Source organism: Collinsella sp. TF06-26 (genome assembly GCF_002232035.1).
Lineage (GTDB): Bacteria > Actinomycetota > Coriobacteriia > Coriobacteriales > Coriobacteriaceae > Collinsella.
This window is the reverse complement of record NZ_NKXR01000001.1, coordinates 305,811-332,599: the sequence shown is the minus strand read 5'-3', so window position 1 is coordinate 332,599 and position 26,789 is coordinate 305,811. Positions and strand designations below refer to the sequence as shown.

At 55.8% G+C, this 26,789-nt stretch carries 21 protein-coding genes and 1 tRNA gene; 5 read left to right on the top strand and 17 right to left on the bottom strand.

Going from position 1 to position 26,789, the window contains the following annotated elements; genetic code table 11:
* Window positions 1–47: 47 nt before the first annotated feature.
* The 17 genes from CHY22_RS01410 to CHY22_RS01320 form a co-directional block, all read right to left on the bottom strand.
* Entirely contained in the window at window positions 48–1,115 is a 1,068-nt protein-coding gene (locus CHY22_RS01410) for a Coenzyme F420 hydrogenase/dehydrogenase, beta subunit C-terminal domain (RefSeq protein WP_158551192.1), read from the bottom strand.
* Window position 1,116: 1 nt separating this feature from the next.
* Window positions 1,117–2,679 carry an oligosaccharide flippase family protein gene (locus tag CHY22_RS01405; protein ID WP_089571867.1) on the bottom strand — a complete coding sequence of 521 codons (1,563 nt, stop codon included), beginning with the start codon at window positions 2,677–2,679 and terminating at the stop codon, window positions 1,117–1,119.
* Entirely contained in the window at window positions 2,679–3,815 is a 1,137-nt protein-coding gene (locus tag CHY22_RS01400) for a polysaccharide pyruvyl transferase family protein (RefSeq protein ID WP_158551193.1), read from the bottom strand. The genes CHY22_RS01405 and CHY22_RS01400 overlap by 1 nt, the downstream gene beginning before the upstream one ends.
* A gap of 1 nt (window position 3,816) precedes the next feature.
* Window positions 3,817–4,980, bottom strand: coding sequence for an O-antigen ligase family protein (locus CHY22_RS01395; RefSeq protein WP_089571863.1), 1,164 nt, complete (start codon window positions 4,978–4,980; stop codon window positions 3,817–3,819).
* Window positions 4,973–5,974, bottom strand: a complete 1,002-nt coding sequence (locus tag CHY22_RS01390) for a glycosyltransferase family 2 protein (RefSeq protein ID WP_089571862.1) — start codon at window positions 5,972–5,974, stop codon at window positions 4,973–4,975. The genes CHY22_RS01395 and CHY22_RS01390 overlap by 8 nt, the downstream gene beginning before the upstream one ends.
* A 2-nt stretch (window positions 5,975–5,976) precedes the next feature.
* Window positions 5,977–6,687, bottom strand: a complete 711-nt coding sequence (locus tag CHY22_RS01385; RefSeq protein ID WP_199408771.1) for an acyltransferase — start codon at window positions 6,685–6,687, stop codon at window positions 5,977–5,979.
* 439 nt (window positions 6,688–7,126) lie between these two features.
* Window positions 7,127–7,822, bottom strand: coding sequence for an acyltransferase (locus tag CHY22_RS01380; protein WP_089571860.1), 696 nt, complete (start codon window positions 7,820–7,822; stop codon window positions 7,127–7,129).
* Window positions 7,823–7,837: 15 nt separating this feature from the next.
* Entirely contained in the window at window positions 7,838–8,875 is a 1,038-nt protein-coding gene (locus CHY22_RS01375) for a glycosyltransferase family 2 protein (RefSeq protein WP_089571858.1), read from the bottom strand.
* A gap of 487 nt (window positions 8,876–9,362) precedes the next feature.
* The gene (locus CHY22_RS01365) at window positions 9,363–10,238 is read right to left on the bottom strand and encodes a LicD family protein (protein ID WP_089571855.1); all 876 of its coding nucleotides are present in this window, start codon (window positions 10,236–10,238) and stop codon (window positions 9,363–9,365) included.
* 1 nt (window position 10,239) lies between these two features.
* Entirely contained in the window at window positions 10,240–11,277 is a 1,038-nt protein-coding gene (locus CHY22_RS01360) for a glycosyltransferase (protein WP_158551194.1), read from the bottom strand.
* A 68-nt stretch (window positions 11,278–11,345) separates the two neighbouring features.
* On the bottom strand, window positions 11,346–12,455 hold the full coding sequence (gene wecB / locus CHY22_RS01355) for a UDP-N-acetylglucosamine 2-epimerase (non-hydrolyzing) (protein ID WP_199408772.1): 1,110 nt from the start codon (window positions 12,453–12,455) through the stop codon (window positions 11,346–11,348).
* Window positions 12,448–13,254, bottom strand: a complete 807-nt coding sequence (locus tag CHY22_RS01350; RefSeq protein ID WP_089571850.1) for a WecB/TagA/CpsF family glycosyltransferase — start codon at window positions 13,252–13,254, stop codon at window positions 12,448–12,450. The genes wecB and CHY22_RS01350 overlap by 8 nt, the downstream gene beginning before the upstream one ends.
* Window positions 13,241–13,990: a sugar transferase gene (locus CHY22_RS01345; RefSeq protein ID WP_246824565.1), complete on the bottom strand. Its 750-nt coding sequence runs from the start codon at window positions 13,988–13,990 to the stop codon at window positions 13,241–13,243. The genes CHY22_RS01350 and CHY22_RS01345 overlap by 14 nt, the downstream gene beginning before the upstream one ends.
* A 67-nt stretch (window positions 13,991–14,057) precedes the next feature.
* Complete coding sequence (loaP, locus tag CHY22_RS01340) at window positions 14,058–14,603, bottom strand: antiterminator LoaP (RefSeq protein ID WP_233502851.1); 546 nt, start codon at window positions 14,601–14,603, stop codon at window positions 14,058–14,060.
* Window positions 14,604–15,389: 786 nt separating this feature from the next.
* A tRNA-Ala gene (locus tag CHY22_RS01330) sits at window positions 15,390–15,465 on the bottom strand.
* Between the two features lie 71 nt (window positions 15,466–15,536).
* The gene (locus CHY22_RS01325; RefSeq protein WP_089571845.1) at window positions 15,537–16,178 is read right to left on the bottom strand and encodes a thiamine diphosphokinase; all 642 of its coding nucleotides are present in this window, start codon (window positions 16,176–16,178) and stop codon (window positions 15,537–15,539) included.
* A gap of 9 nt (window positions 16,179–16,187) precedes the next feature.
* Complete coding sequence (locus CHY22_RS01320) at window positions 16,188–16,877, bottom strand: HAD family phosphatase (protein ID WP_089571961.1); 690 nt, start codon at window positions 16,875–16,877, stop codon at window positions 16,188–16,190.
* Window positions 16,878–17,208: 331 nt separating this feature from the next.
* On the opposite strand from CHY22_RS01320, the gene glgB reads away from it, so the two are divergent.
* The 5 genes from glgB to glgA all read left to right on the top strand — a co-directional run bounded on the left by glgB (window position 17,209) and on the right by glgA (window position 26,754).
* The gene (glgB, locus tag CHY22_RS01315; RefSeq protein WP_089571843.1) at window positions 17,209–19,458 is read left to right on the top strand and encodes a 1,4-alpha-glucan branching protein GlgB; all 2,250 of its coding nucleotides are present in this window, start codon (window positions 17,209–17,211) and stop codon (window positions 19,456–19,458) included.
* A 94-nt stretch (window positions 19,459–19,552) separates the two neighbouring features.
* Complete coding sequence (locus tag CHY22_RS01310) at window positions 19,553–21,979, top strand: glycogen/starch/alpha-glucan phosphorylase (protein ID WP_089571841.1); 2,427 nt, start codon at window positions 19,553–19,555, stop codon at window positions 21,977–21,979.
* 106 nt (window positions 21,980–22,085) lie between these two features.
* Window positions 22,086–23,234, top strand: coding sequence for a glucose-1-phosphate adenylyltransferase (locus tag CHY22_RS01305; RefSeq protein ID WP_089571840.1), 1,149 nt, complete (start codon window positions 22,086–22,088; stop codon window positions 23,232–23,234).
* Between the two features lie 4 nt (window positions 23,235–23,238).
* A complete protein-coding gene (gene glgD / locus CHY22_RS01300; RefSeq protein ID WP_089571838.1) occupies window positions 23,239–24,366 on the top strand; it encodes a glucose-1-phosphate adenylyltransferase subunit GlgD in 1,128 nt (375 codons plus the stop codon).
* Between the two features lie 90 nt (window positions 24,367–24,456).
* Window positions 24,457–26,754 (top strand): glycogen synthase GlgA, encoded by a 2,298-nt coding sequence (gene glgA, locus CHY22_RS01295; RefSeq protein ID WP_168170408.1) that lies wholly within the window; start codon window positions 24,457–24,459, stop codon window positions 26,752–26,754.
* The last annotated feature ends 35 nt before the right edge of the window (window positions 26,755–26,789 follow it).

The window sequence follows — 26,789 nt, the reverse complement described above, 5'->3', positions numbered from 1 at the left end:
AGTTGTATGAGTGGGCTTTGCACTACAAGCGTCTAAATGAAAAGCAGTTACCGTCCATGCCCGCAAACCAAACGAACAAGCTTCCAGGGAAGCATTCGCCTAATTCTTGCCATCAAGCTAATCTTTGGAGCCAGCAGCCTTTCGAATGCCAGCTTGTGGTCACCAGTAGAAATCGCTCTTTCGACCTCATCGGCCAGCCTCTCATCATCAGCAGAACGAGAGGCTGGCTTGACGAGATTTGAGTTATTGGCAGCAATGCTTTCAACGGTTGATTTAATCCACTTACATTCATCGGCACAGCACTCATTAAAGAAGCGCTCGCCATTACTAGTGTTTATCAGGACCGCGGAAACGCCTCTTCCGTCAGAAAAACCGGGATGAACGGAGTCGATGCCCCAATAATCTCCTATCGTGATGTCTCCAACGCGTTCAAGTCTTGCAAAGGGACATTTGTAACAACACCTCCGATAGATGACCCCTTTCGTAAAGGCTGCGAAATATGGGTCATCACGGGCGGGCCCCAGCACCTCGTGTTTTCTACCTCGACGATAGAAGTAGTAATAATAATTTAGTCCCCACCCCATCTTTTTGCTTCTAAAAGAATAGCCATGGATGCCGTCATCGGTTTTGCTCTTCGTGGCAAGCCATTCAAGATATGCAGCAAAAATCTCCTGCTTAGGTGTTCCGTGACAGATGAGATCGACGCAAAGCAAGTTATTTGCAATGACTTGCTTTGGAACTGTTTTTTCAAGATATTTTCGAAGTCCCGCTATCTGGCATGGCGTACCGGAATATAGCACTACGGTATTCTTGCAAAGAAGGTGGGCACACTCTTCATATGTATCTGCAACGTTGCTCTTAACGTATTTAGATCCTTGCAGTTTATACAAGTCATCGATCCGCTTTATGCAAATATGACGGACAGTGCCGTTGTCGATAAGGGAAGCTCCAAAAACGGCACCACCAACACGAAGAACAGAGCGAGCAAACAAAGCAAAAGCGCCACCAGAAGCGGAAAGCTCAAGGCTTTTCGAATCAGAGTCCTGAAGTGCCACAGCACAACGTGCTTTTGCGAACAGCGCGTCGAAAGAGTTCGATGGAAGTTCGTCTTGCAACCTAACGCCTCCTAACCAATAACATTCCAAAAGCCTTACGTCGCTCTTCCCTATCGAGTAGAAGGAGGGATAGCTCCGTATAACCGATTGCTGCAGAAATAAGACAAGAAATCAGAAAGCACGCCCAGGAAGAAAACGGCAACGCTTTCGAAAGAATTGCAAATGTTGCGAGAACAACGAAAAGCCCTACAGCTTCTTTACCAAGTGGTTTATAGAAACTCGATCCACGCAGACCCAACACATGAGCAGCATAAACGGGCTGTACAAAACAATGTCTAAACGTCATGACAACGGAACTGACGGAAGCGATTACAAAGAGGCCTTCAAGCTCTGTAAATAGCAGAAGGGACAATTCAATTGCGAAGACGAGTAAGCTGAAGCCTAAAGTAATAAGAACCGACCCCTTTATCTTATTAGTAAGGGTATTGGCATAGTAAAGAGGCTCAACGAGCGCGCTCGCGAGTAACGAGACAACAGTCAGAACAGATAGTCTTTGAATCAGAAGGAGCTCTGACACGTCTCGTCCAGGAAGCCATAGTTCATAAAAATGAAGACCATATGCAACAAAGCCCGCGAGCGGCACAATCATGACCGCGGCTGTGAATCTCATTGCAAAGCCAAACTGTTTAACAAGCTCGTCAGTTTTCTTTTTGGCATAAAGCTCGGCACATTTGGGATAGAAAAGGCTGGAAAGACTATTTGAAACGGATAACAAGGCATTGGGGATCGTCTTAGCAACTGATAAAATCCCCATCTGGTAGGCACCGACAAAGAGATTCGAAATCCACAAATCAAGACCGGTAAGCAAAAGCTTGTTTATTGACTCGATGCTGACCCATAAGCCGCTTTTGAGAATTTCAAGCACTCTTTGAATTGAAAAGCAGGTCGCTTTCACCCGGTATTCTGGAGCAATACGTCTCGTAGTCCAAATCTGCAATGCAAGGAATGCAACCGATGCGACAACTGCAGCGGCGCTGTAATACCACATATGTGGAGCTACAGTCAAAAAAAGAATACACAGCAACATTGCCCTTATGACGGAGGACACAAGCTGGGCAATGGAGTTGAGGTATAGCTGGTTCTTGATAAATGCGGCAATTCCAAAAACAACAACGACAAGACTAAGCGCACAATTGAAAAACGCCAACAAAATCATAAGCTGGAGATCTTCAACTAGCCCAGGCGAAACCGACACGACCGATTCGATATTTGCTGCAAGCAGAACGGATCCAGCCAACACGGCGACGGCCATTACGCAGTTTGCGAAAAACACGGAGGAATAATAGGACTCCGCACTCTCTTGGTCCCCGCTATGGTGCGCAATCGTGATATAACGACCTGCTAGCGAATTTAAGGCAGTAGTAATTACAGCCACATAGCTTACAAAGTTGTTAACAAGACCAACAAAGCCATAGGCTTCTGCCCCCATTTTATCTAGGACAATTGGGGTCAAAAATAAGCTGATGACCATCTGGGCAACAATGACAGACACTTGCGAGATAAGGTTTATCGCAAAAGCGGTCTTGCCCTGTAATATTGGAAGCGGTTTGATCTGCCTATTCATCACTCGGCAACGCCTCCATTTGAGAGATATGATCTCAGGTAGTTGAGCGAGCGTAGCGACTCAGAGCTTCGAATCTTGTCTGAAGATTCGAAATCTGGTTTGATTTCGAGAACCTTGCCCAATTTATCAATTGAGCTAAGTCGCCGATCAGAAAGGTTGAGTCCGTCCAGAAGCGACGTTAGTTTCTGGACATTGCCTCCTTGGCCGTTTCGGTCTCCACGGGGAATCGTCACAAAAGGCGTATGGGTAACGATAGAAAATATGCTTCCATGAAAGGTATCGGTTAACACATAATCAGCTGCTCGAAAATATGGTAAAACCTGGTCAGGGCGGCATCGAATATGGCGATCGCGCACGGGCTGGTCCTCACCTAATGCGATGAGTTCAAGTCCGTGGGAATGAGCAAATTCGAGAGCCTCTCTGCATTCATCCTCGGTAAATCGGAAGCTGTAGCCGTAAAGAATCATGAATCCACTCTCGTTGCAGGGAGACCAGTCTTCGTTCTCCACTCCACCGACGAGTACAGGATCAAGATGCATGATTGGGGCTTTTCCCGTAAGCCTACTTACAGTGTCAACGGAATTCGTGTCACGAACTGAAACCCCCTCGAAACAATTAAGGCAATCCCCTATTTCCCTAGCCACCCCATAGTGGTCAAGTTTTTCATACGTCGTATTGCCGAACGAAGCGGCATAGCTTATTACTTTACCTGCATTGGCGCGCCTCCCAAACAATTCAAGGGAGTAACCAATATTGGAACCAAGCTGGAGGCAATTAAACACTTCATCGCTGCCTATGACCAGGACGTCGCATTTCGTGTTGTAGTGTCGTCTATCTGTGATTCCTAGCATATCATCGCAACTAAACATTACGGAACGCGATGAGACAGCATCCCCCTTGAGTGCCTTTTTTATTGAATGACCCAATGATGAGGATTTAAACCACTGTCCAACTTGTCTCATCTCGCATCGAAGGGTTTCCTTTATGTCCCCTTTATGCAAGATATCGGGCTCAATGTGATAGTCGACGAAAACCACCTGATGACCCAAGGATTCAATCATTCTTTTTAGTGAATAGGCTTGCAAGAAAGACCCGTAATTGGGAACTCGGTGCATTGTCATAATTCCAACGAGCATATTATTTCTCCGTAGCATCAAAACCGTGCAAAGCTCCGCAAACCAAAGCAATGCCAAAAGCGAATTGGAAGGAAAGGTTAATCTCCACAGATGAACCGAGAACCATGCAAAGCAAAAAGGCGTAAATGCCGAAAAGGCTTTTGTTCTGAACCGGTTTTCCGAGAAGAGATGTAAACAAACCTGCGAAATAGACCGTAGTGCCCAAGATTCCACACTGGGTTATAAGGTGAAACAATCCGTTTTGCGCGTTACCGTAGCCAAAAGTGATTCGGTAAATATCGGTAAGGTATCCCCACCCGAAAACAGGCTTCATTGCAACCAGATCAAAAGTGACGGCGTATAGCTGCTCACGTCCAGTCATATTTGGATTCTTATGCAAAACATTGACTACAAAATTCTGAAACTCAGGCATTTGGAATAGATTTGCTTGTCCCCAAATGAGAATATTCAAAACAGCAACAGAGGCTGCAAGAAACAAAGGGTTCGCGATAACAAATCGAGTTTTAGCGGGAACAAACGTCAAAGCAAACATAGCGACCATCATCATGGCACCTGTGCTTGAGCCAGAAAAATACGACATAAAGGCGCCTATGATCACGATCATGCGATTTAAAGTAATCTTATCTCTGTAGCAAACGAGCATAAGACCAGAAAGAAGACAATGCGCGTAGGATACTATGAACTTATTTCCGATTAGGTACACCGTACTGGAATCAGAGCGATTGTAGGGCAAGACAACCATCATTAAATCGTTGAGTAAGATCGCAACAATAAAGATGACGAGCACGCGTTTCAGAACAATCTCGGTGGAAAGGCGACAGCACGCATCAACATAGACGAGAATGACGGCAACGATTCCCATTCCAAACATGAATCCGGAAAAGGACCAAGTCGGACTATGGGTATTAATCCAGGTCGAGTACGCCATAAGCGCAGAGAATGCGCTAAGAAGTATCATGACAATTGGAATGCTCTTACAACAAAGAATGTTCTTTAAGACAAGATACGCAATTAAGCCATAGCGAACCAACGAGTACGCTCCGCCGCCACTGCCATCCGTAGGAGCGAAAAAGAGTAAGGTCGCTAACACGATGTCTATGTCCTTGATGGTGACATCAGCAAGAGTTTTTCGCTTAATGGAAACGGTTGCAGCATCATTACACATAGCGCTTAACCCCGTTTCTAACCTGACGGGCTAGCCAGAATAGGCGGTAAAGATGCATACGCGTGGCAAAGACGCGCGCAATTTCAACTTTTTTGTGCCCACCAAGCGTAACGTAGCTTTGGAAACAATGACGGAATAGGCCCCAATAGGCGCTGTAATCCTCGCCCCATTCTTTTCTCGCTCCCGGGGAGCAAATCATGCACTCAATCATTCCTGCCATTTGTGCGCAGCAATACGAGTTGATGTCCATAGAAAAATCAGGCTTGTTTTTCTCTACCCAAGCTGTCATCTCCCGACAGTTATACATAACATCAAATTGTTTATGGCTGTAGGTTGACTTGCTAATGCTTCCGGTGCGAAACACGTAGTGGTAGAGACACTTCCCTACATGAACGACATCGCTACAGCGGTCGAGCAGTTGCAAAATAATGGCTGCATCCTCGCTTATGCGTCCATAGGGATAGCGGATTTCATCAAACAGCTCACGACGATAAAGCTTATCCCACGCAGACACATCAATGATGTTGCCGAGTAAAGCCTCCTTCATAGCGTCTGCGGAAGTAAGCCTCATCACTACGGGTGTAGAAAATTCATTTCTAACAGTGTCTCCCATATGAACATACCTACCACAAGTGACCATAGACACTTCACCATCGACCATTCCGGCCAAAAGTGTTTCGTACATATCGGGCTCGATAAAATCGTCGCTATCAACAAAACCAAGGTATTCACCCTCAGCGATATCGATTCCGGCATTTCTGGCAGAGGACAATCCGCCATTCTGCTTATGTATAACGCAGATGCGGGAATCTCTGTCTGCCCAGGCATCACAAAGCTCACCACTCAAGTCTGTTGATCCATCATCAACAAGAATTATTTGAAGATCGCTGAACGTTTGTCCCACAAGGCTCTCAACGCACCTATTTAGCTCCGCTTCGACGTTATAGACGGGAACAACAACTGTTACAACGGGGCCATTATTGTTTTTATTCATAGTTACTCAACTTCGGCATTGTCGCAGTAGGCAAGAAACTGCTCAAAGCTATTAAATTGTCTCGGGGTTGCCAAAATCGCTTCGCTTTTATCGTAAGTCCCCATGAGGCTCATTTGAAAAACATAGCTGTCGTTAAGTCGATCAGGAGTGGCCCACAAAAAGAAATACTCCCTCATTTCGTCTGCACGAGGATCGCGCCCGAAACGGCGACGAAAACGGACTACGTAGTCTTTCGCCTCTTCCAGCTGAGCTGACGCGCGCTTCTCACGGTAGCACTCTAATGAGCAAACCTTCTTTGCTGGAACGCCTGCATAAACAGAGTCGTGTTCAAGCCTTCCACTTACGACGGAGTGTGCACCGACGATCACGTTGTCCTCGATTGTCGTACCGCACAAGATTGTGGCACCCCAACCAATGAAAATGTTGTTACCTATGGTCACATGTTTTTGGTTGCCTAAAACCTCCCCAGTTTTTCCTTTAATTACTCCCCAAGAATAATCATGCGTCAGGATTGTAGATGGGCCCGTAATCTTTACATGGTCACCGATAGTGATCAGATGTGGATTTTGAATATCAACCGTCATTTCTTTGGGGCAGTAAAAAGTCACATCGTCCCCAATGGCAACACCCAATTTTCTCAAGCGGCTAATCAGTAAATCGTTATTGAGGAAAATAGAATTGTATAAATACTTAAGTCCATTAATTAAAGCCATGTTCACGCCTCCAATCTAGAAAACACCATATGAAGCGGCCAAATATAGAACACTCACGGTCCGCCGCCTCAGCAGTTCCACAAAAGCTCTTTGTGTTATGCCGAGTCTCTCGCATGGGTAGCCGCTAATTACCTTCAACATGCAATCATCGCTCGCCATTCTTCGAATGGCATCGCAGGCATCTCGTCGGCTTTTGTCACTAACGCGAGGAACTTCCTGCGAGACGCACGTCTTCATATTGATAAATAGGGGCTTTTCTAATCTCAAAACGCATTCTGTTTCCGAGGGCGAGCCCGTCACGAGTCGAAGAGCGTAGTTGTTGAAGAAAAGACTGGCGTCAAAGCGATCCGGCCTGTACGAGGTGGTGAGAGACGAGGGGCTGGTGCGATACGAATACCCCACACAGCCATCCTTTCTGAAAGTCAAGGACGAGCACCCTTTATTTGCAGTCATCGATGAAGGCGATGAAATCCTCGTATTGCTTAGCGCCCTTCATCCACTTCAAACTCTCCTCACACGTCCCCATCAGCCTCGTCTGCGACTCATGCACGCCGCAGAGATTCTCGGGGTCTGCGAATAGCGGAAAGTACTCGCGAATCTCCTCGGGCTTGGGATCGCGGCCCCTCCTCGCACGGAAGAGCTGCACGTACTCCTTGGCCTCTTCGACCTGAGCTGAGGCTCGCTTTTCCCGGTAGTGTTCCAATGAACAGATTCGCCGAGCGGGCACCCCTCCCCAGACAGAATCACCTTCTATATGACCGCTCACCACGGCATGGGCACCGATAATCACATTGTTCTCGATGGTCGTGCCGCAAAGGATAGTGGCGCCCCACCCGACGAAAACGTTGTTGCCAATGGTGACTGGCTTCTCATTGCCCAGGATCTCACCCGTTTTGCCCTTGACTACGGACCAGCCGTAGTCATGAGTCAGGATAGTAATGGGCCCCGTGAGGTTAACGTGGTCGCCGATTGTCAGAAGGTGCGGGTCGGTGATGTCGACGTGCGTGTCGCCGGGGCAATGGAACGTGACGTCCTCACCAATAGTGACACCGCGTGAACGCAGGTACTTCAAGTACCCCTCGTTGTTCACGAGGAGCTTGTTGTAAACCTTCCTCACCACGTCTCTCAAAGCCATGTTCGCGTCTCCAATCTAGATGACCCCCTTAACCGCAGCCATGTAGAGAACGTTTGCGGCCTGGTGCCTCAGCAACTGCACGAAGACCTTCTGCTTAAAGCGGAGTCTCTCGCATGGGTAGTCATTAATCACTTTCATCAGGCGTTCGTCGCCCGCCATATTGTGAATGGCGCGGCAGGCGTCGCGGCGGCTCTTACCGCTTACGCGAGGCACTTCCTGCGAGATGCACATCTTCATATTGATAAATAAGGTCTTTTTTAATCTCAAAACGCATTCCGATTCCGAGGGCGAGTCCGCCACGAGTCGAAGAGCGTAGTCGTAGAAAAAAAGACTGGCGTCGAAGCGATCTGGTCTATACGAAGTGGTAAGTGACGAAAGGTTCGTGCGGTACGAATACCCCACGTTGCTCGTCGTCACTACCTTGTTGCTAGTCCTGAGGTACTTGTATTTAAAGACGAAGTCTTCGCTAATTACCTCGCGCTCCGAGGGAAAGCGCAGGATATGTTCGTTTATGTTCCTTGTTGCGAAAATAGACGAACATACCGACATTGGAATCGAATCGGACATCTCGGGGGAGCTGCCGCATACGCGGGGTATAAACCTCTTTGCTAGCTCGTCGCCCTCCCACACGGCATCCTCGAGTTTGAACTCAAACTGGGGACTTCCTTTATCATCTCGCTTGGTGAAACCGCCCAGAACACAATCCGCCCCGGTGTCCTCAATGGCTCGGGCTAACGTCTCAACCATGTCGGATTCGAGCCAGTCATCCGAGTCCACGAACATTACGTGCGTTGACTCAGGGCACAAGTTGTCAAGCCCCGTGTTACGCGCGAAACCCAACCCCGCGTTCTCCTTATGCACTGTCCGCACGCAATCGTTCTCAGAGGAGAGTCGATCACACAGCTCGCCCGACCCGTCGGTCGACCCGTCGTCGACGAGCAACACCTCGAAAACTGAATACGACTGTTCAAGAATTGAGCGGACGCACTGCTCGAGGTAGCGCCTAACGTTGTACACGGGCACGATAAGGGTTATGTTCAGCTTTTGATCCACGTTTAAGAAGGCTTCCTAGTCGTATCTCTATACCAATCGAGCGGGCGCACCGGCGTACAGCGCGCCCGACTCGGTAAGGTCGCACGTGACAACAGGGTTCTCCGAGACGAGAGGGCGGCACGCAATCGAGGAACCGCGCTTAACGACTGCATTAGCGCAAAGGCAACAATGCTGACCAATCGAAACCGGCGCGTAGGTTAACTTTGAGCTAACCCCTCTGCAGTCGAATTCGTGGTTGTGGTCGTAAATCTGGACATTAGGACCAAAGATCGTGTTTGCACCGATGAGGGCGGATTGGACTGCCGTCACGCGGCAGCCCTCGTTCATGTAAACGCCGCCTTCCAGTACTAGAGTTGCGCCTTCGCCCAATATCACTCGTGCACCCTTGCCCAGGTACAATGGTTTGCCTGAGGCGATCTTGAGCCAATTTCCGGCCACAACGCACATCTTGGCAACCCGTAGGGCGGAAGCGCCCCATTTAAGCGCCTTAGCAATTTTGTTCATCGGTGCTTCCGCTACTTGTAGAGTCGAAGTCGCTGGAAACGCTGACGCGCCAGGCCTTCAACTCATGCGCAATACGCTTGTCGGCAGGCGGAAGTGACATATAGTCCCCGTACATTATCGAGAGATAGCGGTCCGCATCCCCAAAGCCAAAGAACTGTTCGTTTTCGAATTCGTATTCAACCAAGTTGTTAAACAGGCTCGCGGGGAAAACCTCCAGCGACTGGCTGACCGCCCAAGCCAGATTGGCAGCAGTGCCGATAGTCGAAAAGCAACCGTTATCCGTCATCGTTCTTAGCTTACCGAGAGCCCACTGTTGCAGAGGGGTGTGCTTGGCAATCGTGCCGAAGACGGTTTTGAAGCAGCCAGTAACTCCTGGCTGCCCCGAGCTCCATCTTGATGCTTGGAAAAGGTACTTATAACGAACTGCTGCATCCCAGGCTTTGCTGGCTTCGGCTTCACTTTCGAAAGAAACAATCGGAAAGATATCGATCCACACATATTCGCGGATTCCCTCTGCAATGAATGCAGACTTTACCTCAATGCTGGTATCCACCAGTTTTTCAAAAGGAATTGCAGCTGAACCTTTAAGGTTCAGCTGACTGGCAAGCCCAACATGGGATTGCTCCGCACCAGCACGGGAGACGAAGGCAGCCAGAAACTTCCTGTAGTCCTCAACGGGCATGACGACATCGATATCATCATCCCAGGGAATGAACCCCTTGTGCCTAACCGCACCGAGAAGAGTGCCGGAACCCAGCGAATATCGCAGATTGTTCTCTCGACAATAGCAGTCGAAAATGCGAAGGAGGCGCAGCTCGGCAGCTTTCACCTCTTGCATGGATAAATACTCGGTCGTCATATTACGCCCCTTTAGTCATATTCCTATAGCGATCAGAGAGCTGCTCGTAGAGCGACCTCGTGGTGTAACCCGCTTTATCGAGAAACGGAACATAGTCCGTCTCGGCAGTGAGTTCCCTTTTGCCGGCGCAGGTTACCAGCAAATCAGCCCACTCCTTGTCGGAAAGCGAAAGTGCTGCGCGCTTGAGAAGGCCCGTCAGATCGGCCTCTTGGGTAACCGCGTCAGAGCTGAGGATGGGCAGTCCATTTGCCTGGGCTTCAATGAAGGCAATCGGTAGCCCCTCATGGAAAGAGGGGGCAAGCAGCGCATCCATGGCGCTGTAGTACCTCCAGATATCGTCAACGGTACCGATGAAAACCGCCGATTCGCCCAGCCCCAATTTATCCGCCTTCTCCTTCGCAAGGGGAAGTTCCTCGGCTTGGCCGAAGAGCAGAAGGCGGGAATCGGCCTCACTGGAGCGCAGCTGATTGAAGATATCGAGGGCACGCAGGGTGTTTTTCGCAGGAATGCCCGCCCCAACAAACCCAATGACGGTGGCATAGCACGGGATCCCAAGCCGATGTCTAACGGCAGCCCGGTCAGAGGACGAGAATCGGAATTTATCGGAATCGACCCCGTTGTGCACCAAGGCATAGCCAGCGCCCTGAAAGAGATATTCACCTGCGACCTCGCTGCATGCCCAACGCTCACTCGCCGACGGGAGAAACCTCTCTATCATTGCCACGTTGACCATATTCTTCAAACGCGAGGTGCTGCCAAGCGCGCTGTTATGGCAGTGCACGATGCGCGAGGGAACTCCGGCCTTTTTGGCCTCAGAGGCGAAGACGAAGCCGAGCGCATTGTTCGTGTGAATCTGAACGATATCGAAACGGTGCTTCGATAGAAAAGCGCCAAGGCGCTTCGCCCCAAGAGTGCCAACCAGTAGAGGGCTGTAGCTATCGATTAAAGGACCGAAGAATCGCTCTCCGAACCTATCCCCTTCGACTCTTCCCACCGATAGCACGCTCTGCTCGATATCGGGAGCCGGGCAATCGAGCATCGTGGAGACGAAGGTCCTCACCCCGCCCCTTCCGGGCCCTAGCTGTTGAATGATGTGCAGGACCCGAATCATCGCGACCGGCCTGCCAGCACGTCCGCAATCCGCTCGCTCGCATGCCCGTCTCCGTAGGGGTTGGAGGCGTGGCTCATGGCCTCGTACTCAAACTCGTCAGAGAGCAGGCGGCTGAACTCACGGTAAATGACGTCCTCCTCGGTGCCCACGAGCTTCAGTGTGCCGGCCGCCACACCCTCGGGACGTTCGGTGGTATCGCGCATGACGAGCACCGGCTTGCCCAGGCTCGGCGCCTCCTCCTGGATGCCGCCCGAGTCGGTGAGGATGAGGTGGCTCGCAGCCATGAAGTTGTGGAAGTCGAGAACCTCGAGCGGGTCGATGATGTGCAGGCGGTCGAAGCCGTCGAGCTCCTCGTGCGCCGCCTTGCGGACGAGTGGGTTCATGTGGATGGGGTAGATTGCCTTGGTGTCGGGGTGCTCCTCCATCACGCGGCGGATGGCGCGGAACATGCGGTGCATGGGCTCGCCCAGGTTCTCGCGGCGGTGCGCCGTGATGAGGATAAGACGGGAGCCCTCCGCCCAGTCGAGCTCGGGGTTGGTATAGCCCTCGCGCACGGTGGTGCGCAGGGCGTCGATGCCGGTGTTCCCGGTGACCCAGATCTTTGACACCGGCTTGCCCTCGTCGAGCAGGTTCTGCTCGCTCGCCTCCGTGGGGGCGAAGTAGTACTCGCTCACGATGTCGACCGCCTGGCGGTTGAACTCCTCCGGCCAGGGGCTGTAGATGTCGTGCGTGCGCAGGCCGGCCTCGACGTGGCCCACGGGAATCTGAAGGTAAAAGCACGCGAGCGCCGCGGCGAAGCTGGTCGTGGTGTCTCCGTGGACCAGGACGACATCGGGCCTCTCGCCCTCGAGGACGGCCCTGAGCTTGAGCAGCACGTCGCACGTCACGTCGAACAGCGTCTGGCCCGGCTTCATGATCGCAAGGTCGTGGTCGGGAGTCACGTCGAAGACGCGCAGCACCTGGTCGAGCATCTCGCGGTGCTGGCCGGTCACGGTCACCACAGTCTCGAACTCATCCGTGCGCGCCTTCAGCTCGTTGACGAGCGGGCACATCTTGATTGCCTCCGGGCGGGTGCCGAAGACGAGCATTACTTTCTTCTTAGTCATTGGCCTTGCTCCTCTTTGACTCCTTGCGGAGAAGCATGTAGAAACGGGTGTTGCCGACCACGTAGCGCTTCACCAGGCGCTTGGGCTCCTGCATCATGCGGAAGAGCCACTCCAGGTTCGCGCGCTGCATCCACATCGGGGCGCGCGGGATGTTGCCGGAGACCACGTCGAACGAACCCCCCACGCCCACGAAAGCGCCCTTGGCGCCCAGCTCGCGGAAACGCTCGATCAGGCGTTCCTTCTTGGGCGAGGTGATGCCCACGAACACGATGTCGGGCTCGGCCTGTTCAACCTCGGCGACCACGGCATCGAACTCGTCTTCGCCGAAGTAGCCGTCACGGTAGCCCGCAAGGACCATATTGGGATACCTCTCGGACAGTACCTCGGCGGTCTTTGCGACCACTTCGGCTTTGGCGCCCAGCAGGTAGACGCTGTGCCCCTCACGCTCGGCCAGCCCACACAGCTCCCACATGAGGTCGATGCCGGCCACGCGCCCGGGCAAGTCCACGCCCAGCTTCTTGGCGGCCATGACCATGGAGGCGCCATCGGCGTTCACGATTTCGCAGCGGCGCACGCACGCATCCATCTCGGGATCGTCACGCATCTGAAGCAACTTGTCGGCGTTCACGCCGATCAAATGAGCGAAGCGCCCCTCCTTGATGAGGGCATCGGTCGCCTCGACGGTCTGCTCCATCGTCCAGGGGTCGACGGGGGCGCCCAGGACTTCGACTCGTCCGGGAAGATCAACCGTTGAACCGGTGCCTTCGTAATTCCCTATAGTCTCTTTAGCAAGCGCCATTTCCGCTAACAACCTCAATCACTGTGAGTAGGATTATTTTGAAATCGAAGAAAATGCCTCGTTTGGCTATATATTCCAGATCGCGTCGGACCATCCCGTCGAATCCAGTCGAGTTACGCTCAGTGACTTGCCACCAGCCGGTGATGCCAGGCTTCACGGCAAGACGCTGCAAGTCGTATTCCGTGTACTCCGACACCTCGTTCGGCAGCGGCGGGCGCGGGCCGACGACGGACATCTGGCCCAGGAACACGTTCAGGAACTGCGGGAACTCGTCGATGGAGTGCTTGCGGATGAACCTGCCGATCTTGGTGACGCGGGGGTCCTCCCTCATCTTGAACATGGCCCCAGCGATCTCGTTCTGCCCCTTGAACTCGGCGAGACGCTCGTCGGCGTCCTTGTACATGGAACGGAACTTCCACATGCGGAAGGTGGTCAGGCTACCGTCGGGGCGGGTCTGTCCCACGCGGATCTGGCTGTAGAAGGGGCTGCCCTCGCTCTCCAGGCGGATGAGTGCCGCGAGCACCAGGCTGGGAATCGCGATGACCACGAGCACAACACCGCTGAACACGATGTCGAACGCGCGCTTAACGGTGCGGTAGGCTAGGCGCGAGCGATCCCAGTCCATGATGGATTGCATGGCCCTGTAGCGGCCGGTGCCCTCACGTCGGTCCATGGCCTGAGCAATCAGCGCCGCACCCGCTGGCGCATCCGTTTCATATTCTGTTTTATCCGACACGTTCTCTTCCAACACTTCGTCCCCGGGTCGGGGGATCCTCCCTGTTCTGTGTGGCGACCGTCTGCAGCTAGGCGATCGCCTTATTAAGGTTTCGCATTACGCGCTGCTCGGCCGATAACACGGCAAGGCCGACGCGCGTAGTTACGCGTCGGCCGCACAGATCGAGCTCCAAATAAGCAGTGCTCTTGCGTCTGTTAATGGTTTTGATAAGGCCCTCGTGGCCCAGCAGCGGACCTGCCGTCACTACGACCTGGTCGCCGTCTTTTAGGGCTTCGCTCATGGGCACTACGCGGTCTCCCCTATGCGTAAAGCCGCCAATAAGCTGGACCTCTTCTTTTGCCAGCGGCACAAACTGACCGTCTTGCGAAAGCATCCGGGCAAAGTCGTCCATGCGCAGCAGATGCTGTTGCACAGTACGGGGATCTGCCGTATCGCAGATAAGATAACCGGGAAAGAGCGGCTTGGTCGTATTGACCCATTCGCCGTGTACTTTGATCTCGGTTTGAAATTGGGGATAAAAGAGCTCCTGCATGGCGCCAGCCGGCACCATGCGCTCAATGCGCTCGCGCATTACGTCTTCGCGACCGTTAATGACCTGGATCACATACCACACGAGCACCACCCCCTTGCTGTCTTACGTGTGGCTCATGGGGTTTGGGTATGGCTTCGCCAGGGCGCTTGTGCGCGAAGGCGCTCCATATTCAAACCCTGAGCCCAGTCAGACAAGCACGTGGCTCTGCCCCACCGTGAACGGTATGTACAAAAGCAGCACTGAGGTCACAGGCACGTATCGCAAGAATGCCTGCAACCTCAGCTGGCTGCGTGCGATCCGGTCAAGTGATTTCAAAACTGGATCGCACGCAGCCAGCTGAAGGACTGCTGTGGTTTGCCTTAACAACTTATTGGCACCTTCTAATGCGAACTTATAAATAGCCGCAAAAGCAAGTACAAAACGTGCATGGCAATCGATATTGGAGCTCATGGTTTTTCTAACACCGCCGTTACGGCCGGATGCTGATCGACCCTGCGCTTTGTGGCTTACTGAAGCCGTGAGCACAGTTGAACTCATGTAACGTTAGGTATCCTAGCACAAGCTGTTAGTGAAACTGATTTGGGTTGCGTTGGACTACATTTCGTTCATTTGACGTGCTTAAGGGGGTTGTTTTGGGATGTTGTTCACGTTGGCGCAGGTTATTGTGGTGCTGGCAATAATTGGGAGCGTTCCTGAAGCCCAACTGAAGCAGCGAGCTGCACTGGTAATTGCGTTTGGATAACAAACTATGTACAGACATGGGAAATAAATTGTGCAACTTTTTGTTGATGTGGGTATGGGTTTGTGGCGCGAGGTATTTTGGCATGAAAAAAGCCTTCGGAATTCCGAAGGCCTTTTAATTCACGATGGTGGAGACGAGGGGGATCGAACCCCTGACCTCTTGACTGCCAGTCAAGCGCTCTCCCAGCTGAGCTACGCCCCCGTGACGTGGAGATACTATAGGGGAAGTTGGCGTGACGTGCAAGGACTTTTTTTGGGTCAGATTCTAAATGCCTATTGATATAGGTAAGCGATGGCGGTGCCAGTGTGGACTTGGGTCGTGGCTGTTGACCTGACGACGTTGCTGATACCCGTGTCGGCCAACAGGCCCAGGGGGCTGTGATCTAGCTCCCACTCTAGACCGCGTTCGCTTACCTCGGTGTTGGGAGCAACGGCGATGATGGAGAATGTCTTGCCCTCGGCGCCCTCGATGGTCCACGACTCACCTGCGTGAAGGATGCGGGCGACTACTTTGTCCTCAGCAATCCAGACTGGGGCGTCATCATAGTCTGCAAGCAAGCCCAGCACGGATAGGGCCATGTCCGGACGGCCGCCGGTGGCGCAGGTTGCTACCACTTCGGCACCTGGCCAGCGACGGCGGACGGAATCGAGCGCCAGCGCCAGATCGGTATAGTCCTTGTAGGGGTCGTGGCGCTCTACCTCAAAGGCTTCGGCGGCATCGACCAACGCACGGCCTGCGTCGCTCACCGTATCGGCATCTCCCACATACACGTCGCAGCCCAGGCCGGCGCCCAGCAGCGCGTCGAGCCCGCGGTCCACGGCGACAACGTGGTCGCACTCCACTGCTAGCCTACGCAACAGATCCGTGCTCGCCACTACGGGCGAGCCGCAGACCACTAATACCTTGCAAGCCACAGCCCTCGCCTATCCCTCAAACGAAAGCACGCGGGCCAGATCCAGCTCCTCGTAGCTGTCGATAAAGATATCGCAGCTGGCGCGTACGTCGTCGCGCTTCATGCGGCCGTGCGGGTCATAGATGCCCACACGCTTAAAGCCGGCGGCGCCGGAGCTCTTAAGGCCAAAGACCGCATCCTCAAACACCCATGCGCGCTCAAACTGATGCCCATGGTGCTCCTCCAGACGGCGCAGCGCCAGCTCGTATACGTCGGGGAACTGTTTGGAGCGTCCTGCCTCACCCGTCGTGGTAACAAACTCCGTGTACGCGTCGAGCCCGGCTCCCGCTAGCGCAGACTTAACCAGCTCGGCCGGCGTGGACGTAGCAACGCACATGGCAATACCGGCCTCCTCCGCCTGCTTCAAAAACGCAAGCAGGCCCTCGCGCGGCGGCACCTTGGAGTACCCATCAATCAAAATGTCGCTCAGCTCGCGATACAGCTCCTCGCCATTCGCGCCAATGCCCCACGTGTCGTGGTAGGCCTGGCACTCGTCCTCGAGCGACAAATGCTCAAACTGGGCAAAATCGTCGACCGTCACGTCAATACCGTGGCGGTGCAATAACTCGGGCTGGGCATAGGCCCAAACGGGGGTGCTATTAACCAGTGTGCCGTCGCAATCGAAAATAAAAGCGACATTGTGAGCGGCGGTCTGGGACATAAACATACCTTTCGATGTCAAATGGTAAACAACCTGCTAAAAACGTTTTACCAAACGTTTATCTACTAGTCTAGAAACCCTATTTGGTAAAACTGTCAAGAGTTTTACCATCGCAATTCTGCCAGTGGTATAAACATGGCGCTCGCCGATTAAACGCCGCCGCAAATCCACTTTTCTCCATAAAAGTAACGAACAGGTGTTATCGTATTTCGTGCCGAAAGTTCCACCGAGCACGCGAGGTGGAACGAATCATAGAACTATCGCCGTCCCTTCGATTCGTGCAGCCTTGGACCTTTCGCATCTAGTCACCAAGGCAACACGCTGCCGCGTCATGATGGGATCAAACGTGAGCGATACAAAGCTAAAGCCAGCAACCAAAAAGCCTGCTACCCGTAAAGCCGCCCCGCACGCACCGGAGCTCTCTAAGGACGATGTCTACCTGTTTGGCATCGGTATGTGGGAGCGCAGCTGGGAAAAGATGGGCGCGCATCCCGACACGCAGAACCGTACGCGCGGCTGGCGTTTTTGCGTTTGGGCGCCCGATGTAAAGAGCGTCCACGTCATTGGCGAATTTAACGACTGGAATGAGGAAGCCAACCCGCTGGTGCCCGTGCATACGAGCGCTATTTGGGAAGGCTTTATTCCTGGCGCCGAGCAGGGCCAGCTCTATAAGTATCTCATCGAGACCAACGAGGGCGAGAAGCTCTACAAGGCCGATCCGTATGCCTTTAAGGCCGAGTGCCCTCCGGGTACGGCGAGCGTGCTGTGGACCCTTGACGGCTATAAGTGGAACGACGCCGCATGGCTCCAGCGCCGCGCCAGCCATAACCACATGTCGCAGCCCCTTAACATCTACGAGGTGCATATTGGCTCGTGGAAGCGCCACGGCGACGCGCCGCAGGGCGATCCAGACGAGTTTGGCAACTATCCCGGCCCCATGGATCCCTTCCCCGCGCAGCGCGGCGAGTTCTACACTTACGACGACCTGTCGGTGGAGCTCGTGGACTACGTGCGCGACATGGGATATACGCATATCGAGGTCATGCCGCTTATGGAGCACCCCTTCGATGGCTCCTGGGGCTATCAGACGACCGGTTACTACGCCGCCACGTCACGCTACGGCAACCCGCAGCAGCTCATGCACTTTATCGATGCATGCCACGAGGCGGGTATTGGAGTGATCATGGACTGGGTGCCCGGCGGTTTTTGCGCCGACTCCCACGGCCTTGCCACCTTTAACGGCCATATGCTGTTTGAACACGAGATTCACCCCAACTGGGGCACGCACAAGTTCGATTTCGCCCGTGGCGAGGTCCGCTCCTTCCTGGTCTCCAACGTGCTGTACTGGCTCGAGAACTTCCACGTGGACGGCATTCGCATGGACGGCGTGTCCAGCATGCTGTACCTCAACTTTGGCATTGACGATCCGGGTCAAAAGAAGTTCAACAAGTACGGTACCGAGGAGGACCTGGACGCCAGCGCGTTTATCCGCCAGGTCAACTGCGCCGTGGAGGCACACTACCCCGACGTGATAATGATGGCCGAGGAGTCCACCGCGTGGCCGCTCGTGACCTATCCGCCGCAGGACGGCGGCCTGGGCTTCCACTACAAGTGGGACATGGGCTGGATGAACGACACCCTGCACTACATGCAGACCGATTTTCCGTGGCGCCCCGGCAACCACGGGCTGCTCACGTTCTCCATTATGTACGCCTTTACCGAGAACTTTATCTGCCCGCTAAGCCACGACGAGGTCGTGCACGGCAAGTGCTCGCTCATTGGCCGCATGCCGGGCGACTGGTGGCGCCAGTTTGCCGGCCTGCGCACGCTGGCCTTCTACCAGATGACGCACCCCGGTGCCAAGCTCAACTTTATGGGCAACGAGATCGGCCAGTTTATTGAGTGGCGCTACTACGAGTCCATCCAGTGGTTCCTGACCGAGGAGTACGAGACCCACCGTCATCATCAGGCGTTTATCAAGGCGCTCAACCACCTGTACACCGCCGAGCCCGCCCTGTACGAGCGCGGCTACACCGACGACGGCTTTACCTGGATCGATGCGGACAACTCCAAGCAGTCCATCGTGAGCTTTGTGCGCCAGGGCGAGGACATCGACGACGACCTGGTGATTCTGATCAACTTTGACCCGGCGAGCTACGAGAGCTTCCGCGTGGGCGTGCCGCGCGAGGGTGACTGGGAGGTCATCTTTGACTCCGACCGTCCCGAGTTTGGCGGCAGCGGATATGCCGGCGAGGAGCCTTACACCTGCTCGAGCGAGCCCTATCCCTGGAACGGGCAGATGGACTCCATTGAGATTAAGGTGCCCGGCCTGGCAGGCGTGGTGCTTAAGCGCCGCGGTCCCAGCAGCTACAAGCCGCCGGTGGTGGAGGCTCCCAAGGCTGCGCCCAAGAAGCGCACGTCCTCGGTGAAGCCCAAGCCCGCGACAGCCAAGAAGGCTCCGGCCAAGACTAAGGCTACTGCCAAGCCCGCCGCCAAGACCACGGCCAAGAAGTCAGCCGCCAAAAAGGCTGCCTCCAAGGCCAAAACAGGCACTGTTAAGTCGTCTACCAAGGATGCGTAACAAAGCCGTTACAGCTGTAATTACCCGCCCCGACGTGGCGTAGGATATAAGTCATAACCGTTCCGGGAGAAACATCCCCGGGGGAAAGGAACGTATGAATAAGATCTTCGACAACAAGCAGGAGTTTACCGAGCTCTATCGCGATGCCGTCATGAGCATCAGTGGCAAGAGCGTCGAGGCCGCCAGCGACCTGGACCGCTTTAACGCCCTGGCCAAGCTCGTGGCCGAGAAGGCACGCACCGTTGCCACCAAGAGTGACGCCCGTGTGACCGCCGAGGGCAAGAAGCGCGTGTACTACTTCTCGATCGAGTTTTTGATCGGCCGCCTGCTCGACAACTACCTGCTCAACTTTGGCGTGCGCGACATGGTCGCCGAGGCGCTCGACGACATGGGCTTCGACCTGTCCGTCATCGAGAACCAGGAGCCCGATCCGGCGCTGGGCAACGGTGGCCTGGGCCGTCTGGCCGCATGCTTCCTGGATTCCATGGCAGCCGAGGGCATTGCCGGCTACGGCAACGGCATGCGCTACCGCTACGGCCTGTTTAAGCAGGAGATCGTCAACGGCAGCCAGGTCGAGGCCACCGACGAGTGGCTCACCCACGGCTATCCTTGGGAGGTCCGCCGTCAGGACAAGGCCGTGACCATCAAGTTTGGTGGCCATGTTGAGGGCTTTGAGGAGAACGGCCGCACGTTCTACCGCACGGTGGACACGCAGGACATCCTGGCCGTCCCTTATGACATCCCCGTGGTGGGCTATGCCGGCGAGACCGTCAACAAGCTGCGCGTCTGGGCTGCCGAGCCGGTCGAGGAGCACTTCGATCTGGAGGCCTTCAACCGCGGCGACTACGCCCTGGCCGACGCCGAGCGCGCCGAAGCCGAGGCCATCAGCGCCATCCTCTACCCCAACGACGCCGGCGAGCACGGCCGCCTGCTGCGCCTGAAGCAGGAGTACCTGTTTGTATCGGCCGGCATCTACAGCCTGCTCGACACCTTTGAGAAGGAGCACGGCGAGAACTGGGAGCTGCTGCCGCAGTTTGTGGCCATCCACACCAACGACACGCACCCCGCCATGTGCGGCCCCGAGCTCATGCGCATCCTTATCGACGAGAAGAAGCTCGAGTGGGACGACGCCTGGAACATCGTGACGCAGGTCGTGAGCTACACCAACCACACCATCCTGCCCGAGGCTCTGGAGAAGTGGCCCATCGGCACGTTCTCCAAGCTCCTCCCCCGCGTGTACCAGATCATCGACGAGATCAGCCGTCGTTGGCACGAGTCGTTCGACACCACGCAGGAGGGCTGGCAGGAGCGTCTGCGCCAGACCGCCATCCTGTGGGACGGCGAGATTCGCATGGCCAACCTGTCTGTGATCTGCAGCCATAGCGTCAACGGCGTGGCCAAGATCCACTCCGACATCATCAAGAACATCGTGCTCAAGGACTTCTACGCCCTGACGCCCGAGAAGTTCAACAACAAGACCAACGGCATCTCGCACCGTCGCTTCTTTGCCGAGGCCAACCCCACCTACGCCAAGCTCGTGACCGAGGCCATTGGCGATGGCTGGCTGAAGGACGCCTTTGAGCTGGAGAAACTCAAGGAGTTTAAGGACGACACCGAGTTCTTGAAGGCCGTGGGTGCCTCCAAGCGCGCCAACAAGGAGCGTCTGGCCGCCTATGTTAAGGCCGAGACCGGTCTGGTTATTGACCCCAACACCGTCTTCGATGTCCAGGTAAAGCGCTTCCATGCCTACAAGCGCCAGCTCATGAACATCATGAAGGTGATGGACATCTACAACCGTCGCATCGCTGATCCTAACTTCCACGTGACGCCGACGACCTTCATCTTTAGCGGTAAGGCCGCTTCGAGCTACACCTTTGCCAAGGAGACCATCCGTCTGATCAACTCGGTGGCCGAGGTTATCAACAACGACCCGCGCGTCAACGAAGTCATGAAGGTCTGCTTTATCCCCAACTTCCGCGTGAGCAACGCCCAGCTCATCTACCCCGCCGCCGAGATCTCGGAGCAGATCTCCACGGCCGGCAAGGAGGCCTCGGGCACGTCCAATATGAAGCTCATGATGAACGGCGCCATTACGCTGGGCACCCTCGACGGCGCCAATATCGAGATCGCCGATCTGGCCGGCCGCGAGAACGAGGCCATCTTTGGCCTGACCGCCCCCGAGGTCGAGCAGCTCTGGGCATCCAACAGCTACTTTGCGTGGGATACCCTCAACGGCGACCGCGAGCGTCTGGGCCGCGTGATGGACGAGCTCAAGGACAACACGTTTGCGGGTCTTTCGGGCAACTTCGAGAGCATCTACAACGAGCTCATGAACAACAACGACCCCGACCTGGTCATGGCTGACTTCCGTAGCTACGTGGATGCATGGGAGAACCTCACGGGCAGCTACGGCGACCAGGAGACCTGGAACCGCAAGGCCCTGCTCAACACCGCCTCGAGTGGCTGGTTCTCGTCCGACCGCACCATTCGCGAGTATCGCGACGAGATCTGGCACGCATAAGGCGCGCGAGCTCCTCATGCCAGCACGGCATTACTCGACGGGCGCGACCGAGCGCCGCGCCCGTCGCTTATGGGTTTAGGAACATCGATGACAGAAGGAGAAATCGATGAGTAAGAAAGAATGCATCGCGATGCTCCTCGCAGGAGGACAGGGCAGCCGATTGGGGGCACTCACCCAAAAGATCGCCAAGCCGGCGGTTAGCTTTGGTGGCAAGTTCCGCATTATCGACTTTTCGCTCTCCAACTGCTCCAACTCGGGCATCGACACGGTGGGCGTTCTGACGCAGTATCGTCCCTACCTGCTGCACGCCTATGTGGGCTCCGGCGAGGCTTGGGATCTGGACAGCCGCGACGGCGGCGTGTCGATCCTGCCGCCGTACGAGACGCAGACCGGCGGCGCCTGGTATGCGGGCACGGCCGACGCCATTACGCAGAACCTCGACTACATCAAGGCCAACGACCCCAAGTACGTCCTGATTCTTTCCGGCGACCACCTGTATCGCATGGACTACCGCAAAATGCTCAAGACGCACATCGAGAACAACGCCGACCTCACGGTGAGCGTTATGCCCGTGCCGTGGGAGGAGGCCAGCCGCTTTGGCATCCTGACCACCGACCCAGAGGACGGCCGCATCACCAAGTTTACCGAGAAGCCCGAGAAGCCCGATTCGAACCTCGCCTCCATGGGCATCTACATCTTCTCGGCCGACGTACTGATCAAGGCGCTCGAGGAGGACGCCCTGGACCAGCGCTCGAGCCACGACTTTGGCAAGGACATCATCCCCAAGCTGCTCGGCGAGGGCAAGCGTCTGTACAGCTACGAGTTCAACGGCTTTTGGAAGGACGTCGGCACCATCGCCAGCTTCCACGAGACCTCGATGGACCTGCTGGGCAACAACCCCGAGTTCGACCTCTTTGACAAGAACTTCCCCATCATGTCCAACATCACCACGCGTCCGCCGCACTACATTGGCCCTGACGGCCGCCTGGACGACTGCCTGGTCTCCAACGGCTGCAAGATCTACGGCACCGCTCGCCACTCGATCCTTTCGACCGATGTCATCATCGAGGAACGCGCCGTGGTCGAGGACTCCGTGCTGCTGCCGGGTGCGCACGTTAAGAGCGGCGCGCACATCTGCCGCGCTATTTTGGGCGAGAACTCCACGGTCGAAGAGGGCGTGAAGCTCGGCTCTGTCGATACCACCAAGGATACGGCCGTCGTTGGAAATGACGTCGTTATCGGGAAGGGGGAATGATCCGATGATCAATCGCAAGGCCATCGGTTACATCACCGCTAACTACTCTTCGACCTACGGCAGCGTCCTGCTCAAGGACCGCCCCATCGCGTCCGTTCCGTTTTTGGGCCGCTACCGCCTGATCGACTTTCCGCTGTCCAACATGATGAATGCCGGCATCAAGACCGTCGGCGTCGTCATGCCGGGTAACTACCGCTCGCTGATCGACCACGTGGGCTCGGGCAAAGACTGGGGCCTGGACCGCAAGAAGGGCGGCCTGTTCATGGTGCCCGGCAACGCGTATGGCACCACCAAGGGCGGCATGCGCTTCCTGCTGCGCGACATCATCTCCAACAAGACGCTGTTCCAGCGCTCGGAGAAGCCCTATGTCGTGATGATGGGCACCAACATCATCTTTAACATGGACCTCAACACCATCATCGAGGCGCACGAGAACTCCGGTGCCCAGATGACCGTGGTGTACTGCAAGGCCACGCGCAACGTCGAAGACGAGACCAAGCTCGAGATTAACGAGAACGGCCGCCTGACGGGCGTGAGCGCCGGCGTCGTGTACGGCGACAACGCCTCCATGGACTGCTGCATCGTCAACCGCGAGACGCTACTCGAGATCATCGACCACTACCAGGCCGCCGACTATCTGGATCTGCTCGAGGCACTCCAGGGCGACTTTGGCAACATCGACGTGTGCAGCTACGAGTACAAGGGCGAGGTCGTGGGCGTGTTTAGCGAGAAGTCGCTGTATCGCCGCAGCATGGACCTGCTCGACCAGACCGTGGCCGACCAGCTCTTCGATCCCGAGCGCCCGATCCTGACCAAGGCCCACGACGTGCCGCCTTCGCGCTATGCGACCGGCAGCCACGCGTGCAACTCGATCATCTCGGCCGGCTGCATCATCAAGGGCACCGTGCGCAATTCGATCCTGTCGCGCGGCGTCGTGGTCGAGGAGGGCGCATCGGTGACCAACTCGATCATCAACCAGAGCTGCATCATCAAGAGCGGTGCCCGCGTCGAGAATGCCATTCTGGACAAGAACAACGTGGTTCCCACCAACACCGAGCTTCGCGGTACGCCCGAGAACATCCTGGTGCTGGGCAAGGCTCCGTTAACTTCCGACACCACCATCGTACGTTAACGTTGGCACCGCAACATCGCTCGTAACATGTAGAATAGCCGCCCGGTTTGTGCCAGGCGGCTATTCTCGAATTGCAACATGGGAGACAATATGGCTGATTCCAGCAAAAAGATGCAGATCGTGTTTGCCTCGGCCGAGTGCGCACCGTTTGTGAAAACCGGTGGCCTGGGCGACGTGGCGGGCTCGCTGCCTGCGGCGCTCGTGCGCGCCGGCGCCGAGGTTATCGTGATGGTGCCCAAGTACGCCACCATCAAGGACGAGTACAAGGCACAGATGGAGCACTTCTCCGATTTTTACGTGAGCCTGGGCTGGCGCAATGAGTACTGCGGACTCGAGAAGCTCGAGCACGACGGCGTCACCTATATGTTCATCGACAACGAGCGCTACTTTGCGCGCGACTATCCGTATGGCTTCTTTGACGACGGCGAGCGTTTTGCGTTCTTCTCCAAGGCCATCACCGAGAGCCTGCAGCACCTGCCGGCCGGCTTTGAGTGCGACATTCTGCACTGCAACGACTGGCAGACCGCACTGGCGCCCGTGTTCTTGCGCGAGTTCTACCAGGGCCTGCCGCTGTACGACCGCGTCAAGACCGTGTTCTCGATCCACAACGTGGCGTTCCAGGGCCAGTTTAGCGACACCGTGATGGAGGACATCCTGGGTGTGGCGCACATTCCGGCGGCCGCCTCGCAGCTGCGTTGCGACGCCTGCAGCATCAACTACATGCTGGGCGCCCTGCGCTATGCCGACGCCATCACCACGGTGAGCCCCACCTATGCCAACGAGATCCAGACGCCCGAGTTTGGCGAGGGCCTGGATGGCGTGCTGCGCGAGCGTTCGTACGCGCTGCAGGGCATCCTTAATGGCATTGATGTGGCAGGCTTTGACCCGGCGACCGACAAACGCATTGCCGCCAACTACACGGTTGAAGACCGCTCCGGCAAGGCCGTGTGCAAGGCCAAGCTGCAGGAAGAGCTGGGGCTCGAGGTTCGCGACGACCGTCCGCTCATGGTGATGGTCACGCGCCTGACGCGCCAGAAGGGCATGGACCTGGTCATGTACGCGCTCGACCGCATTTTGGCCGGCGGCGTGCAGGTGGCGGTGCTTGGCACTGGCGACCGCGACTACGAGGACGGACTGCGCTACTTCCAGGACAAGTACCCCGGCACCATGGCCGCACGCATCGAGTTCGATCCTGCGCTGTCGCAGCGTATGTATGCCGCCGCCGACATGTTCCTAATGCCTTCGAAGTTTGAGCCCTGCGGACTGTCGCAGATCATCGCCATGCGCTACGGCACCCTACCCATCGTGCGCGAGACCGGTGGCCTGAAGGACACTGTGATCCCGTACAACGAGTTTACCGGCGAGGGCACGGGCTTCTCGTTTAGCAACTTTAACGGCGACGAGATGGGCGACGCCGTGTTCCGCGCGGCACGCCTGTTCTGGGACAACCGCGACGCCTGGAACCAGCTGGTCACGCAGGCCATGAGCCAGGACTTTAGCTGGACGCGCTCGGCCGACAAGTATCTGGACCTGTACTTCTTTATGCATCCGGAGATTGAGAGGCCGGCGGCTGTTGTCGACGAGCCTGAGGCTGTTGCTGGGCCGGTGGCCGCTGAGGAGCCCAAGGCCGAAGAGAAGCCGGTTGAGGCTGAGCCCGCAAAGGCCGAGCCTAAGGTGAAGGCTGAGGTTGCTCTTGAGGCAGAGGACGAGGTCAAGCCCGCTGCAAAGCCCGCAGCTAAGAAGACCACGACCCGTAAGACGACCGCTAAGAAGGTTACGACGGTCAAGGCCGCCGCGACTAAAACAACGGCTGCCAAGACAACGACCACGCGCAAGCGCACGACCGCCGCTGCCAAGAAGGCCGCCGAGGCCGAGGCTGCTCCCGAGGTAAAGGCCGAGGTCGCTGAGGACAAACCGGCCGCCAAGGCTCCGGCAAAGACCGCTGCCAAGAAGACAACCGCGACCGCCAAGAAGACTACAGCTACGAAGGCGACGGCTACCAAGGCCGCCGCGACCAAGGCAGCCGAAAAGCCGGCAGCCAAGGTCGAGGAGACGCCTGCAGAGTCCAAGGCGGAGGCAACCGTCGAGGCCAAGCCCGCCGCCAAGACCACCACGCGAAAGCGCACGACGACGGCCAAGAAGACCACGGCAAAGGCTGCCGCTCCTAAGGCAGAGGCTATGCCCGCCGCCGTCAAAGAGGAGACCAAGCCCGAGGCAAAGCCCAAGCCGGCACCGAAGGCCGCTAAGGTCAAGACCGCTCCGAAGGCTACGGCAAAGGTCGAACCCGCCAAGGAGGCCCCGGTCTCCCCCGCCGCTTCGACCGAGGAAAAGGCTCCGACCAAGAAGACCTCCGTCCGCAAGGCAACGGCCACCCGCAAGCGTCGCTAGCCCACAGACGATCCAAAACCTCATCAAACCCTAAG

What these genes read in the sequence shown, in the direction of transcription:
- wecB (WP_199408772.1), bottom strand. Translation starts at nt 12,455, where the DNA reads ATGACTAAGAAGAAAGTAATGCTCGTCTTCGGCACCCGCCCGGAGGCA.
- CHY22_RS01395 (WP_089571863.1), bottom strand. Translation starts at nt 4,980, where the DNA reads ATGTGTAATGATGCTGCAACCGTTTCCATTAAGCGAAAAACTCTTGCT.
- CHY22_RS01365 (WP_089571855.1), bottom strand. Translation starts at nt 10,238, where the DNA reads ATGACGACCGAGTATTTATCCATGCAAGAGGTGAAAGCTGCCGAGCTG.
- glgD (WP_089571838.1), top strand. Translation starts at nt 23,239, where the DNA reads ATGATCAATCGCAAGGCCATCGGTTACATCACCGCTAACTACTCTTCG.
- CHY22_RS01385 (WP_199408771.1), bottom strand. Translation starts at nt 6,687, where the DNA reads ATGGCTTTAATTAATGGACTTAAGTATTTATACAATTCTATTTTCCTC.
- CHY22_RS01360 (WP_158551194.1), bottom strand. Translation starts at nt 11,277, where the DNA reads ATGCTCGATTGCCCGGCTCCCGATATCGAGCAGAGCGTGCTATCGGTG.
- glgB (WP_089571843.1), top strand. Translation starts at nt 17,209, where the DNA reads ATGATGGGATCAAACGTGAGCGATACAAAGCTAAAGCCAGCAACCAAA.
- CHY22_RS01405 (WP_089571867.1), bottom strand. Translation starts at nt 2,679, where the DNA reads ATGAATAGGCAGATCAAACCGCTTCCAATATTACAGGGCAAGACCGCT.
- CHY22_RS01320 (WP_089571961.1), bottom strand. Translation starts at nt 16,877, where the DNA reads ATGTCCCAGACCGCCGCTCACAATGTCGCTTTTATTTTCGATTGCGAC.
- CHY22_RS01310 (WP_089571841.1), top strand. Translation starts at nt 19,553, where the DNA reads ATGAATAAGATCTTCGACAACAAGCAGGAGTTTACCGAGCTCTATCGC.
- CHY22_RS01350 (WP_089571850.1), bottom strand. Translation starts at nt 13,254, where the DNA reads ATGGCGCTTGCTAAAGAGACTATAGGGAATTACGAAGGCACCGGTTCA.
- glgA (WP_168170408.1), top strand. Translation starts at nt 24,457, where the DNA reads ATGGCTGATTCCAGCAAAAAGATGCAGATCGTGTTTGCCTCGGCCGAG.
- CHY22_RS01380 (WP_089571860.1), bottom strand. Translation starts at nt 7,822, where the DNA reads ATGGCTTTGAGAGACGTGGTGAGGAAGGTTTACAACAAGCTCCTCGTG.
- CHY22_RS01400 (WP_158551193.1), bottom strand. Translation starts at nt 3,815, where the DNA reads ATGCTCGTTGGAATTATGACAATGCACCGAGTTCCCAATTACGGGTCT.
- CHY22_RS01305 (WP_089571840.1), top strand. Translation starts at nt 22,086, where the DNA reads ATGAGTAAGAAAGAATGCATCGCGATGCTCCTCGCAGGAGGACAGGGC.
- CHY22_RS01390 (WP_089571862.1), bottom strand. Translation starts at nt 5,974, where the DNA reads ATGAATAAAAACAATAATGGCCCCGTTGTAACAGTTGTTGTTCCCGTC.